The following is a 12,668-nucleotide window of genomic DNA, read 5'->3' as shown; positions in this document are numbered from 1 at the left end:
AGGGTCCTCTCAGGGAAGGCGTACGTCGACCAGGGCCTCGGCCAGCTGGCCCAGGTACCGGCCGTCACGGGTGATCCCGGCGGCGATGCGGGCACGTCGTACCGGCTGGGTCACATGCGGCACGACCAGGAACACGTGCTCGTCGACCTGCTTGCAGTCCCACCCCGTGGGCAGCACGAGCCGTGCCCCGGGGGAGCTGACGCGCAGCTCGAACGGCTGCCCGCCGACGGCGTCCACTCGGTACGGCGTGATGTGCACACCGCCCGTGAACACGGGGTCGTCCGGCATCAGCACGTCGCGGTGGACCCGGGCGACCTCTTCGCCGAGCCGGGTCAGTTCGTCCAGGTAGTCCTGCGTGATGATCCGCGGCTGCCAGTGCCCGGAGATCATCAGATCGGGCTGCAGCCGCTGGTAGAGCGCGGCCGAGGCCTTGAAGTCGTCGGGACGGAAGAGGTTCGCGTACTGGAAGTTGGGGATCTCCGAAGCCTCTCCGGGCACCCAGCTACCGGTCTGCTGATCCCCGGTTGCCAGCACGCGCCGCCCGTCGGCCTCGAACCCGATGGCCGACGCGTAGAGCGTGTGGCCGGGCAGCGCGTGGAGGTCGAGTTCGTACTCACGCCAGCGCACGCTCGTCCCGTCCGTCACGTGCCGCTCGCAGGGGATCGGCTCGTACCAGAGACACGGCAGGTCGTAGTGGGTCGGGTTCTCCAGCACGTGTGCCACCGGCGCCGATGCCCACACCTCGGTGCCGTGCACCTCTCGCAGCAGGTTGAAGGCCGCGACGTGGTCGTCGTGGTAGTGCGTGGGGATGGCGACTTCGACGCGCTCGATCCCGTAGTCGCGCTGCAGTGCCCGCAGACTCGGAAGCCAGGGCCGCACGGTGTGCCGGTCACCACCCAGCGGTATGCCGGTGCTCAGGTCGTACCCGTAGTCGATGAGCAGCGCCGTACCCGAGTCGCTCAGCAGGACGTAGCTGCGGGACTCACTGGTGTGGTTCATCAACAGGTGTGGACTGAGCTCGACGAACGGGTCGTCCAGTCTGTGCAGCATGTCGGAGCGCATGCCGCGACGTACGTGGAGCAGGTCGCCGAGCGTCTCGCAGGTCTTCTGGACCGCGGCGGCCGGGTCGTCCATCGGTTCCCCGTGGCTGGGGAGCAGTAGCCGGGGTTCGTGATCCATGAGTTGCACCAGTGAGGCCATGGTGAGCGCGGCGCCCTCGAGGCCGACGTACGACCACTGAAGGGCGGCGGCGGACCACACCTTGCCCGGACTGTGGATCAGGTCGCCGGTGAAGGCGTAGCCGTCGACGAGATAGCTGACACTGCCAGGGGTGTGGCCGGGAGTCGGGACGGTCTGAACGTCGATGTGGCCGACGCGACGGGTGCTGTAGTCCTTCATCACGCCGGTGACCTGGACCGGCTCGAGCAGGGAGAAGCGGTCCGTGCGCAGGTCGTAGTTGTTCGCCATGGTCCGGGCCTGCCAGTGGTGGTCCACCTCGGCGATCAGTCCCAGTTCGTTCTCCGGGACCCAGATCCGCGCGCCGGCCGCCGCGAGTCGGGGCAGACCCTCGACCTGGTCCCGGTGGTGATGCGTCACCAGGACGTCCGTGACGGTGTCGACGCCGTACGACGGGAGCTGGTCCAGCCAGCGTCCGCTGCCCGCATCGATCGCCACCGCGGATCCGGTCAGCGGATCGACGAGCAGATACACCGTGCAACTGTCGTCGATCGCGTAGAGGTTCGCGCCGAGCTGTCGGCTCCCGAGAGTCACCGCAGCAGCCTAAGCAACGCTTCCCAGGAGGTGGCAAGTCAGGGTGGCATCGATTCCAGATTTCACTGAGTAGCGCTGCTCTCCGTAGCCGGGACCGGAGCCGTTCCAGCGGGTCCGAGAAAGAAGCGCTACTCCACGTGTGGGAGCGCGGGGGTGGGGTACCGGCCCAGCTTCGTCAGGAGAGGTGGGGCCGATGCGCATCCTCGGGGTCAACGCGATCTTCCACGACCCGTCGGCCGCGCTGGTCGTCGACGGGCGCATCGTTGCCGCGACGGAGGAGGAACGGTTCAGCCGCCGCAAGCACGGCAAACGGCCGGTGCCCTGGTCGGCGTGGGAACTGCCCGAGCAGGCGATGCGCTGGTGTCTCGACGAGGCCGGCCTCCGGCCGGAGGATCTGGACCAGGTCGGCTACTCGTTCGATCCGTCGTTGTGCGTGGAGCTGTCCGAGCTGGGGGTCGTCGACCCCGGCGACCGGGTCCGGACCGACTACGCCCGCCGCGCCCCCAACTTCCTCGCCGCGGCGCTGCCCGGACTGGATCCGGCCAAGGTCACGTTCGTGCCGCACCACGTCGCCCATGCGGCGTCGGCCGGGCTGGCGGCGCCCTACGAGCGGAGCGCCTGCCTGGTCCTGGACGGCCGTGGTGAGCGCGCGTCTCACCTGGGCGGCCTGTACGACGGCCCCGAGCTGCAGGTGCTCGCCACACAGGACCTGCCGCACTCGCTGGGCCTGCTCTACGAGGACCTGACCGACCACCTCGGGTTCCTGCGCTCGAGCGACGAGTACAAGGTGATGGCGTTCGCGTCGTACGGCAAGCCGCGGCATCTCGCCGACTTCCGCGAACTGGTCCGTACGACGGATTCGGGCGGCTTCCGCACCGACAAGATCGACTGGGCCGAGTACGCGCCGAGGATCCGGCCGGGTGACGAGCTCACGGACGCTCACGCGGACCTCGCCTGCAGTGTCCAGCGGCGACTCGAGGAGGTCATGCTCGAGCTGGCCGTCTGGCTGCACGAGCAGACCGGTGCCCGAGCGCTGACGATGGCGGGCGGCACCGCACTCAACTGCGTCGCCAACTCGGTCCTCGCCCGCCGCGGTCCGTACGAACACGTGTGGGTCCAGCCGGCCGCCGGAGACGCCGGCACCTCGCTCGGTGCGGCGCTGCACCTGAGCGCGTCCCAAGGCCGTCCGGAGCCGATGCAGACACCCGCCCTCGGCCGGGGATGGACCGACGACCAGCTGACCGCGCGCCTCCAGCAGGCGGCCCTGCCGTTCGACACCCCGCCCGATCTGGCCGCGGTTGTCGCGCAGGCCTTGGCGGACGACCAGATCGTGGCCTGGTACCAGGGGCGGTCCGAGTACGGGCCCCGAGCTCTCGGGCACCGGTCACTGCTGGCACACCCAGGCCGCCGGGAGAACCTCGAGCGACTGAACGACATCAAGGGTCGTGAGCAGTTCCGCCCGGTTGCGCCGCTGGTGTTGATCGAGCGTGCCGCGGAGATCTTCGACGGTCCACTGCCCAGCCCGTACATGCTGTTCGTCCACGACGTGTCCGCTTCGTGGCAGGACCGCATCCCTGCGGTCGTCCATGTGGACGGGACCGCCCGGATCCAGACCGTCGACCGTGCCGACGAGCCCTTGCTGGCACAGCTTCTGGAGGAGTTCGAGCAACGCACCGGCCTTCCGGTGCTGGTCAACACCAGCCTGAACACCGCCGGTCGCCCGATGGTCGACAGCCCGTCGGACGTGCTGGAGCTGTTCGGCTCGACTCCCGCCGATCTGCTCGTGATCGGGCCGCACGTCGTGCGCAGGGCAGGAGGCTTCCGTTGACCGAGGTCAGTGTGGTCATCCCGACGGTCGGCCGTGACCGCCTGGCCGACCTGCTCGGTGACCTCGCGACGCAATGGACCGGCCCGGTCTACGTCGTGGACGACCGCCCGGACCCAGTTGGCGCGCTGCCGCAAGGTGACTACGAGGTACTGCGCTCCGGCGGCAGAGGACCGGCCGCGGCCCGGAACGTCGGCTGGCGTGCAGCCAAGACGGAGTGGATCGCCTTCCTCGATGACGACGTACGGCTGCCGGCCGACTGGTCCTCCGCCCTGCAGAAGGACCTGGCGGAAGCCAGTGACCGGGTCGCCGGGATCCAGGGTGGAATCAAGGTGCCGACAGGGCCGCGCCCGACCGACTGGGAGCGCAGTACGGCGGGACTGGAGAACGCCGAGTGGGCGACGGCCGACATGGCCTACCGCCGTACGGCGCTCGACCAGGTAGGAGGGTTCGACGAGCGGTTCCCGCGCGCCTACCGCGAGGACGCCGAGCTGGCGCTGCGGGTCCGGCAGCACGGCTGGGAGCTGGTGAAAGGCACCCGGCACGTCGTCCATCCGGTTCGCGACGAAAACTTCTGGGTCAGTGTGCGAGTGCAGCGCGGCAATGCCGACGACGCACTGATGCGAACTGTCCACGGCCGGGCCTGGCGCACGCTCGCCCAATGTCCGCCCGGCCGATTCAAGTGGCACCTGGCCACTGTGCTGTCCGCGGCCGTCGCGTTGCTCGGCTCGAAGAAGGCCGCTGCTGTGTGGGCCCTCTTGACCGCTGACTTCGTTGGGCGTCGCGTCACACCCGGTCCACGTACGCCGGACGAGGTCATGCGCATGCTGGCCACGTCTGCCGTCATTCCCTTCGCTGCCGTCTGGCACCGGGCTCGCGGCACCTGGCGACATCGCGGTAGCACTGCGTGGCAGCCGCAGGTCGGTGCCGTGCTCTTCGACCGTGACGGCACGCTGATCCACGACGTGCCCTACAACGGCGATCCGGAGCATGTGCGAGCGGTTCCCCAAGCACGCCAGGCGATCCGCCGGCTCCGAGCGGCCGGAGTCCCGGTCGGGGTCATCACGAACCAGTCCGGCATTGGCCGTGGCCTGATCACCGCCGAGGAGGTCGCCGCGGTCAACCGGCGCGTGGACGAGTTGCTCGGGCCGTTCGACACCTGGCAGGTCTGTCCGCACACCGACCTGGACGGTTGCGTTTGCCGCAAGCCGGCCGCCGGTTTGGTTCTGGCTGCGGCGCATGAGCTCGGTGTGGCACCGAGCCAGGTCGTCGTCATCGGAGACATCGGCTCCGACATCGCCGCGGCACAGGCCGCCGGCGCACAGGCAGTGCTGGTGCCCAACGAGAAGACCCGCGCCGACGAGATCCGGGCAGCACCAGTAGTCCAGCCGGACCTCCTGAACGCGGTCGACCAGCTGTTGGGGGACCGGCCATGAGAACTGTGCTGGTCACCCGGATGGACAACGACGGTGACGTCCTGCTGGCCGGACCGGCGATTCGGGCCGTTGCCGCGACGGATCGGGTCGTCCTGCTCGTCTCACCGTCCGGTGAGCAGGCCGGGCGGCTGCTGCCGGGCGTCCGCGACGTCTACGTCTGGCCGTGCCCGTGGACCGGGTTCGATCCGCCGGACGTGGATCGGCGCAGTGTCAACACGCTGATCGACGCACTGGCTCTGGAGCACATCGGTGCCGCCGTCGTGCTGACGTCGTACCACCAGAGCCCGCTGCCGATGGCTCTGTTGTTGCGGATGGCGGGCATCGAGTACATCGCCGCCGATTCCGAGGACTATCCGGGCTCCCTGCTGGACCTGCGGCATCACGCCGGTCCGGGTCACGAGGTCGAGCGCGCACTGGACCTGGTCGAGGCGGCCGGCTACCGCCTGCCCGACGGTGACGACGGTCGCCTGCGGATCAAGGACACCCTGCCGCCGCCGGTCCACGACGAGCCGTACGTCGTCGTCCATCCCGGAGCGTCGGTCCCGGCCCGGACGCCCTCACCCGACCACTGGGCCACAACGGTCAAGGCCCTCGCCGCGAACGGGTACTGGGTCCTGGTCACCGGGTCACCCGGTGAACGTGAGCTGACCGCGGAGGTTGCCGGTAGCAACGGTATGGATCTCGGCGGCCGGACGACGTTCCGCCAGCTGGCCGCAGTTCTGGCCCATGCCCAGGTCGTTGTCGTCGGCAACACCGGCCCCGCTCATCTGGCCGCCGCCGTGCACACTCCGGTGGTCTCGCTGTTCTCCCCCGTCGTCCCGGCCGCCAAGTGGGCGCCGTGGCGGGTGCCGTCCGTCGTACTCGGCGACCAGGACGCTCCGTGCCGCGACTCGCGGGCCCGGGTCTGTCCGGTGCCGGGCCACCCGTGCCTGGACCAGGTCTCACCGGACGAGGTGGTCGTCGCGGTTCACAAGCTGATCGAGGAGGTCGCGGGATGAGGATTCTGGCCTGGCACGTCCACGCTGCCTGGATGACGTCGTTCGTCCAGGGATCACACGAGTACTACGTCCCGGTCCTGCCCGACCGGGGTCCTGACGGGATGGGCCGCGCCCAGACGTACACCTGGCCCAAGTCCGTCCGTGAGATCACTCCCGAGGAGATGGCGTCCACCGACTTCGACGTGGTGGTTCTGCAACGCCACCGCGAGTTGGAGCTCTTCCAGGCCTGGGCGGGCCGTCCGCTCGGTCAGTACGGCGTACCTGCCGTGTACGTCGAGCACAACACGCCCAGAGGTGACGTGAACGACTGGCAACACCCGCTGGCCGATCGCACCGACATCCCGATCGTCCACGTCACGCAGTTCAACCGGACCATGTTCGACAACGGCCGGGCACCCGCCGAGGTGATCGACCACGGCGTGCCCGACTACGGCTACCGGTACTCCGGAGACCTCGACTCCCTGGTTGTCTCCGTCAACGAGCCGGTACGGCGCTGGCGCGTGGCCGGAACCGACTTGGTCGGGCGGATCGCCGAGCAGGTTCCGGTGAGCGTGTTCGGCATGGGCACGGAGCAGTTGACCGCCCACATCCACAGCGGTCTCGCCGATGTGGACGACCTCTCGCAGGACCAGTTGCACGACCGGATGCCGCAGCACTTCGCCTATCTGCACCCGTACCGCTGGACCAGCCTCGGCCTGTCACTGATCGAGGCCATGACCTTGGGCATGCCGGTGCTCGTCGTGTCCGCGACGGCCGCACCGGAAGCCGTTCCCGCCACCGCCGGAGTGGTGAGTTCGGACATCGACCTGCTGGGGGCGACGGCGTTGCGCTGGCTCGCCGACCCGGACGAAGCCCGGGAGAGAGGTATGGCGGCCAGAGCGCACGCACTGCGGCACTTCGGGCTGCCGAGATTCCTGGACGACTGGGATCGGATGCTGAAGGAGGTCAGTCGATGAGAATCGCGATGGTGTCGGAGCACGCCAGCCCGCTGGCCGTGCTGGGTGGCGCCGACGCGGGTGGCCAGAACGTCCACGTGGCGGCACTGTCGCTGGCCTTGGCCGAGCGCGGCCATCAGGTCGAGGTCTACACCCGGCGTGACGACCCGGACAGTCCGGAACGCGTGCCGCTCGGCCCGGGCGTCGACGTCATTCACGTGCCGGCCGGACCGGCCGAGCAGCTTCCCAAGGACAGGCTGCTGCCGTACATGAAGGCCTTCGGTCAGTGGATGGGCCGGCAGTGGTCGCCTGAGCCGCCGGACGTCGTGCACGCGCACTTCTGGATGTCAGGTGTCGCCTGCCTGGAGGCACGGCGAGCGGTCGCGTTCCCGTTCGCGCAGACGTTTCACGCCCTCGGCGTGGTCAAGCGCCGCCACCAAGGCACCGCGGACACCAGCCCGCCGGAGCGACTGAAGATCGAGACCGACCTGGCCTCCGCGGCGGACGCGGTGATCGCGACTGCCACGGACGAGGTCCACGAACTCCTCGCCCTGGCCGCGCCGGCGGAGTCCCTGCACGTCGTACCGTGCGGTGTCGACGTCTTCCGTCCATCGATGCCTCAGGACCACTGGTGGACCGGCACGAACGGCGGCCGCATCCTGTCCCTCGGCCGACTGGTCGAGCGCAAGGGTGTCGACACCGTCATCCAGGCCCTGGCCCGGTTGCCGGAAGCCGAGCTGGTGATCGCCGGCGGCCCGACCGTTGCCTTCGACGACGATCCCGAGGTACGGCGCTTGCGTGCCGAAGCGGACCGTGTCGGTGTCGCGGATCGAGTGCACCTGGTCGGTGCGGTGTCCCGGCAGGACGTGCCGGCACTGATCCGGTCGTCCGACGTCGTCGTCTGCACGCCGTGGTACGAACCGTTCGGCATCGTCCCACTGGAGGCGATGTCGTGTGGGCGCCCGGTCGTCGCGGCGGCAGTCGGTGGACTGCTCGACACCGTCGTGGACGGCGTCACCGGCGTACACGTTCCGCCCAAGGATCCGGAGCGGCTGGCCGGTGTACTGAAGGAGCTCCTCGACGATCCGGTGTTGCGCCGCCGCATGGGCCGGGCCGGAATCGCGCGGGTCACCGCGAAGTACACCTGGCCGAAGGTTGCCGCCGACACCGAGCAGGTCTACCAACGGATCATGGCCCCGCTGGCGACGGGCAGGACGCGCTGATGGCTCATTTCGGAACGGTCGCCGAGCACCTGGAGCACCTGCGGGCGGCCCTGGACAGCCTCGACGGACAGGCTGCGACCGTCGACGCCTGGGGCCGTGAGCTGGCCGGCGTCCTCGCCGACGGCGGCCGGTTACTTGCCGCAGGCAACGGTGGCAGCGCGGCCGAGGCGCAGCACCTGACCGCCGAGCTCGTGGGCCGGTTCGAGAGCCCCGATCGGCCACCGCTGTCCGCGATCGCACTGCATGCCGACACGTCCAGTCTGACCGCGATCGGCAACGACTTCGGAGCCGACGACGTGTTCGCCCGTCAGGTGCGTGCTCATGGCCGACCCGGCGACGTACTCCTGCTGCTCTCGACCAGCGGCCGCAGCAGCAACCTGCTGGCGGCCGTGAGAGCAGCACAGCCGAGCGGTCTCAAAGCCTGGGCGATGACCGGGCCGTGGCCGAACCCGTTGGCCGAAGCGGCCGATCAGGCGCTCGTCGTCGAGTCCGCGGCGCCCACCGCCGTCCAGGAGGTTCACCTGGTGGCGATCCATGCACTCTGCTCGACCGTCGAGCGATACCTGGCGCACAAGGAGGAGGTGATCCGGTGACCGTCCGGGTCCTGGTGGTCGGCGACGTACTGCTCGACCGCGACATCGAAGGCGACGTACGCCGCATCAGCCCCGACGCGCCCGTTCCCGTCGTGCAGGTCGAAGGAACGAACGAGCGCGCCGGTGGAGCCGGTCTCGCGGCGACACTGCTCGCCCGCGAGGGCATCGAGGTGCACCTGGCCACCGCGCTGGCCGAGGACGAACCCGCCAAGCGACTGGACGTGCTGCTGACCGAACGCGTGCCGGTGACCGAGATCCTGCGGTCACCCGGGACGCGGTGCAAGACGAGGGTTCGCAGCGCGGGACAGTCGTTACTGCGGCTCGACGTCGAGGCACCGGCCCAGATCGACGACGTGTGCGACGTGGCCGCGCTGGAGGAACAGCTCGAGGCGGCGGACGCGGTTCTGGTGGCCGACTACGCGGGTGGTGTGGTCGGTCATCCGGAGGTCTGGGACGTGCTGCACCGCTGGGCGTCGCAGCGAGCGGTCGTCTGGGACCCCCATCCGCGCGGTGCGGAACCGGTGCCCGGCGTCACGCTCGCGACGCCGAACAAGGCCGAGGCAGTCCAGTTCACCGGCCGGTCGGCACCGCTCGACCAACTCGCCGGAGACCTCCGGGATCGCTGGCAGGCCTGGGCTGTCGCGGTCACGGACGGCGGCAACGGCGTCTTCGCCGCCCTCGGCGGTGCACCGGCCCTGTTCGTCCCGACGCCGTTCAACCACAGTGGTGACGCCTGCGGGGCGGGCGACCGCTTCGCCGGTACGGCGGCCGCCCTGCTCGGCTCGGGCGCGACGGCACGCGCCGCGATCGAAGCCGCGGTCGACGACACGGCCGGCTGGCTCGCGGCCGGGGGAGTCACCGCGACGGAGGTGGTCGGCGCCGCTCCGCCCGAGAACGACGCGGCGGCGGTGATCCGCCGGGTCCACGCGAACGGCGGCACCGTGGTTGCGACCGGGGGGTGCTTCGACATCCTCCACGCCGGGCACATCGCCAGCCTCGAGGCGGCCCGACGGCTCGGTGACGCGCTGATCGTGCTGCTCAACTCCGACGACAGTGTGCGCCGGCTCAAGGGCGCCGACCGCCCGGTCAACTCGGTCGAGGACCGCCGCCGGGTGCTGGAGTCGTTGCGGTGCGTCGACGCGGTCGCCGTCTTCGGCGGCAACGACCCGTGCGTGCTGCTCGACCAGTTGCGGCCGGACATCTGGGCGAAGGGCGGCGACTACACCGCCGAGATGTTGCCCGAGGCACCGATCGTGAACAGCTGGGGTGGCCGGGTCGTCCTGGTCCCGTACCTGCCGGGCCGTTCCACCACCGCCATTCTTCAGGAAGGGAGCAGTCGATGACCTTTGACCGGGTAGCCGTGACCGGAGGTGCCAGCGACCTCGGAGCCGCGGTCGTCGCCGCGGTCCGGAAGCACGGCGGTACGGCGATCGCCCTGGACCGGCAGCAGCCGTCCGCCGACGACGTGCCGTGGATCCAGGTCGATCTCAGTGACCCCGCGTCGGCCGAGCCGGCCCTGGCCGCGGCCGAGGCGCTGGCCGACGGACCGCTGACCGGTGTGGTCACGGCCGCCGGTATCGACGCGTGCGGGCGGATCGAGGACGTCCCGCTGGAGGACTGGGTCCGCGTCGTCACCGTGAACCTGATCGGCACGGCCGCGATCGCGCGGGCCGCCGTACCGCGGCTGGAACGTACCCGCGGGCGGATTGTGACCGTCGCCTCGACCCTCGGGCTGCGGGCACTGAGCGATGCGACGGCGTACTGCGCGTCGAAGTTCGGTGTGGTCGGGTTCAGCCGGGCGCTCGCGGTGGAGACCGCCGGCCGGGTCGGCGTCACGATGCTGGTCCCGGGCGGTATGAAGACGGCGTTCTTCGACGGCCGTCCCGAGCAGTACAAGCCGGGAGAGGACGCGATGCTGAACGATCCCGGGGCGGTGGCCGAGACCGTCCTCTACGCGCTGTCCCAGCCGGCCGGCGTCGAGATCCGCGAACTCGTCGTCTGCCCGTCGGTCGAACCGTCCTGGCCCTGATGCGACCGGTCGTCGTCCTCCGCGCGCTCGGCCTGGGTGACGCGCTGACCGCCGTACCCGCGTTGCGTGGTTTGCGGCGCCGGTACGGCGAGCGGCCGCTGCTGCTCGCGGGACCCGTGCCGCTGTCGTCGTGGTTGGTACGGCTCGGCCTGGTCGACGACGTGATCCCGACGACCTCGCTGGCAGCGCGGCCACCGGGTCTCGGGTTGGGACCGCACGACGCGGTCAATCTGCACGGCCGCGGGCCGGAGAGCCACCGCGTTCTTCAGGAAGGCGGACCGGATGAGCTGATCGCGTTCGACTGTGTGGCGGCCGATCACGTGCGTGGCTGCCCGTGGCAGCTGGACGAGCACGAGGTGGACCGGTGGTGCCGGCTGGTGTCGTGGGCCGGCGGTCCTTGCGGTCCCGAGGATCTGCGGCTGCCGATCGTTGCCAACGGCGACGGTGCCGTCGTGGTTCATCCGGGCGCGGCGAGCCAGGCGCGGCAGTGGCCGGCGTCGCGGTGGGCGGAGGTCGTCACGCAGCTCCGGGCCGACGGGCATCGCGTCGTACTGACCGGATCCGGATCCGAGGCGGAGCTGTGTGCCGCGATACCAGCGGACGAGGACCTCAGTGGGAAGTTGTCCCTGGGCGAGTTGGCGCTGCGCGTGGCGTCGGCCGCGGTGCTGTTGAGCGGCGACACCGGAGTCGCACATCTCGCGACGGCGGTGGGGACGCGGTCCGTGACGTTGTTCGGACCGGTCCCGCCGGCGTGGTGGGGTCCGTGTATCGACCTGGACCTGCACACCGTGCTCTACCACGGCAGCCGGCTCGGCGATCCGCATGCGGACCAGCCGGACGAGGCCTTGCTGCGGATCGAGGTCAGCGAGGTGTTGGCTGCGGCACGCGCACAGCTGCACGGAACCATTCGACCGTCGATGTGAGCCCTTCGCGCCAGTCGATCCGCGGCCGCCAGTCCAGCAGTTGCTCGGCCAGCGTCGTGTCCGGACGCCGTACGCCGGGATCGTCGACAGGCCGGTCGACGAACTCGACCGTCGAATGCGAGCCGGTCGCCGCGATGACGTCCTGTGCGATCCGCAGGACCGAGCGCTCGTCCGGGTTGCCGATGTTGACCGGCCCCGGATGACCGCTGAACGCGAGCCGGAGGATGCCGTCCACGGTGTCGCTGACATGACAGACCGATCGGGTCTGGCTGCCGTCCCCGGCGACGGTCAGCGGTTCGCCGGCCAGCGCCTGGCGGATGAAGGTCGGGATCGCGCGGCCGTCGTCGGGACGCATCCGCGGGCCGTAGGTGTTGAAGATGCGGACGATCGCGGTGTCGACACCCTCGCTGGTCCGGTACGCGGTGGTGAGTGCCTCGGCGTACCGTTTCGCCTCGTCATACACACCCCGCGGGCCGATCGGGTTCACGTGACCCCAGTACGACTCGGGCTGCGGATGCACCTGCGGGTCGCCGTACACCTCCGACGTACTGGCGAGCAGGAACCGGGCGTTCTTCTCCTTCGCCAGGCCGAGAACGTGCCACGTCCCGATCGCTCCGACCTTCAAGGTCTGGATCGGCAGTCGCAGGTAGTCGATCGGCGACGCCGGACTGGCGAAGTGCAGCACCAGGTCGACATCGCCCGGTACGTGGACGAACCCGGTCAGATCGCAGCGGGTGAAGGTGAAGCGCGGCTCCTCCATCAGGTGCGCGATGTTGTCCGGCGTACCGGTCAGCAGGTTGTCCAGGCACGTCACCCGGTACCCGTCGGAGATCAGCCGCTCGCACAGATGACTGCCGACGAAGCCCGCTCCGCCGGTGACCACGACATGCTCCATTGGCCACGGGTACCCGGCGAACCGGTGTGGAAACAGCGGGA

11 protein-coding genes are annotated in these 12,668 nt (G+C 70.0%); 9 read left to right on the top strand and 2 right to left on the bottom strand.

Features of this window, described 5'->3' with window-relative positions; genetic code table 11:
* Positions 1 to 9: 9 nt before the first annotated feature.
* Positions 10 to 1,770, bottom strand: coding sequence for an MBL fold metallo-hydrolase (locus tag ACYVOK_RS31845; protein ID WP_460666291.1), 1,761 nt, complete (start codon positions 1,768 to 1,770; stop codon positions 10 to 12).
* Positions 1,771 to 1,963: 193 nt separating this feature from the next.
* On the opposite strand from ACYVOK_RS31845, the gene ACYVOK_RS31840 reads away from it, so the two are divergent.
* From ACYVOK_RS31840 to ACYVOK_RS31800, 9 genes are read left to right on the top strand one after another with little or no spacing between them, the layout of a single operon-like run.
* A complete protein-coding gene (locus tag ACYVOK_RS31840) occupies positions 1,964 to 3,598 on the top strand; it encodes a carbamoyltransferase family protein (protein WP_460666290.1) in 1,635 nt (544 codons plus the stop codon).
* Entirely contained in the window at positions 3,595 to 5,031 is a 1,437-nt protein-coding gene (locus ACYVOK_RS31835) for an HAD-IIIA family hydrolase (protein ID WP_460666289.1), read from the top strand. The genes ACYVOK_RS31840 and ACYVOK_RS31835 overlap by 4 nt, the downstream gene beginning before the upstream one ends.
* A complete protein-coding gene (locus ACYVOK_RS31830; protein WP_460666288.1) occupies positions 5,028 to 6,029 on the top strand; it encodes a glycosyltransferase family 9 protein in 1,002 nt (333 codons plus the stop codon). Before ACYVOK_RS31835 ends, ACYVOK_RS31830 begins: the two co-directional genes overlap by 4 nt.
* A complete protein-coding gene (locus tag ACYVOK_RS31825) occupies positions 6,026 to 6,985 on the top strand; it encodes a glycosyltransferase (protein ID WP_460666287.1) in 960 nt (319 codons plus the stop codon). The genes ACYVOK_RS31830 and ACYVOK_RS31825 overlap by 4 nt, the downstream gene beginning before the upstream one ends.
* A complete protein-coding gene (locus tag ACYVOK_RS31820; protein WP_460666286.1) occupies positions 6,982 to 8,187 on the top strand; it encodes a glycosyltransferase in 1,206 nt (401 codons plus the stop codon). The genes ACYVOK_RS31825 and ACYVOK_RS31820 overlap by 4 nt, the downstream gene beginning before the upstream one ends.
* Positions 8,187 to 8,780: a D-sedoheptulose-7-phosphate isomerase gene (locus tag ACYVOK_RS31815; RefSeq protein ID WP_460666285.1), complete on the top strand. Its 594-nt coding sequence runs from the start codon at positions 8,187 to 8,189 to the stop codon at positions 8,778 to 8,780. The genes ACYVOK_RS31820 and ACYVOK_RS31815 overlap by 1 nt, the downstream gene beginning before the upstream one ends.
* Complete coding sequence (locus tag ACYVOK_RS31810) at positions 8,777 to 10,123, top strand: PfkB family carbohydrate kinase (protein ID WP_460666284.1); 1,347 nt, start codon at positions 8,777 to 8,779, stop codon at positions 10,121 to 10,123. Before ACYVOK_RS31815 ends, ACYVOK_RS31810 begins: the two co-directional genes overlap by 4 nt.
* Positions 10,120 to 10,809, top strand: a complete 690-nt coding sequence (locus ACYVOK_RS31805) for an SDR family oxidoreductase (protein ID WP_460666283.1) — start codon at positions 10,120 to 10,122, stop codon at positions 10,807 to 10,809. Before ACYVOK_RS31810 ends, ACYVOK_RS31805 begins: the two co-directional genes overlap by 4 nt.
* Positions 10,809 to 11,732 (top strand): glycosyltransferase family 9 protein, encoded by a 924-nt coding sequence (locus tag ACYVOK_RS31800; protein ID WP_460666282.1) that lies wholly within the window; start codon positions 10,809 to 10,811, stop codon positions 11,730 to 11,732. Before ACYVOK_RS31805 ends, ACYVOK_RS31800 begins: the two co-directional genes overlap by 1 nt.
* Here ACYVOK_RS31800 and ACYVOK_RS31795 read toward each other — a convergent pair.
* The gene (locus ACYVOK_RS31795; RefSeq protein ID WP_460666281.1) at positions 11,671 to 12,627 is read right to left on the bottom strand and encodes a UDP-glucuronic acid decarboxylase family protein; all 957 of its coding nucleotides are present in this window, start codon (positions 12,625 to 12,627) and stop codon (positions 11,671 to 11,673) included. The two genes, ACYVOK_RS31800 and ACYVOK_RS31795, sit on opposite strands and share 62 nt — an antisense overlap.
* Positions 12,628 to 12,668: the final 41 nt, after the last annotated feature.

The sequence above is a fragment of the Kribbella swartbergensis genome, from assembly GCF_054784135.1.
The sequence above is the reverse complement of the archived record's forward strand: the minus strand, read 5'-3'. Positions and strand labels throughout refer to the sequence as shown.

What these genes read in the sequence shown, in the direction of transcription:
- ACYVOK_RS31805 (WP_460666283.1), top strand. Translation starts at nt 10,120, where the DNA reads ATGACCTTTGACCGGGTAGCCGTGACCGGAGGTGCCAGCGACCTCGGA.
- ACYVOK_RS31800 (WP_460666282.1), top strand. Translation starts at nt 10,809, where the DNA reads ATGCGACCGGTCGTCGTCCTCCGCGCGCTCGGCCTGGGTGACGCGCTG.
- ACYVOK_RS31840 (WP_460666290.1), top strand. Translation starts at nt 1,964, where the DNA reads ATGCGCATCCTCGGGGTCAACGCGATCTTCCACGACCCGTCGGCCGCG.
- ACYVOK_RS31820 (WP_460666286.1), top strand. Translation starts at nt 6,982, where the DNA reads ATGAGAATCGCGATGGTGTCGGAGCACGCCAGCCCGCTGGCCGTGCTG.
- ACYVOK_RS31830 (WP_460666288.1), top strand. Translation starts at nt 5,028, where the DNA reads ATGAGAACTGTGCTGGTCACCCGGATGGACAACGACGGTGACGTCCTG.
- ACYVOK_RS31795 (WP_460666281.1), bottom strand. Translation starts at nt 12,627, where the DNA reads ATGGAGCATGTCGTGGTCACCGGCGGAGCGGGCTTCGTCGGCAGTCAT.
- ACYVOK_RS31825 (WP_460666287.1), top strand. Translation starts at nt 6,026, where the DNA reads ATGAGGATTCTGGCCTGGCACGTCCACGCTGCCTGGATGACGTCGTTC.
- ACYVOK_RS31815 (WP_460666285.1), top strand. Translation starts at nt 8,187, where the DNA reads ATGGCTCATTTCGGAACGGTCGCCGAGCACCTGGAGCACCTGCGGGCG.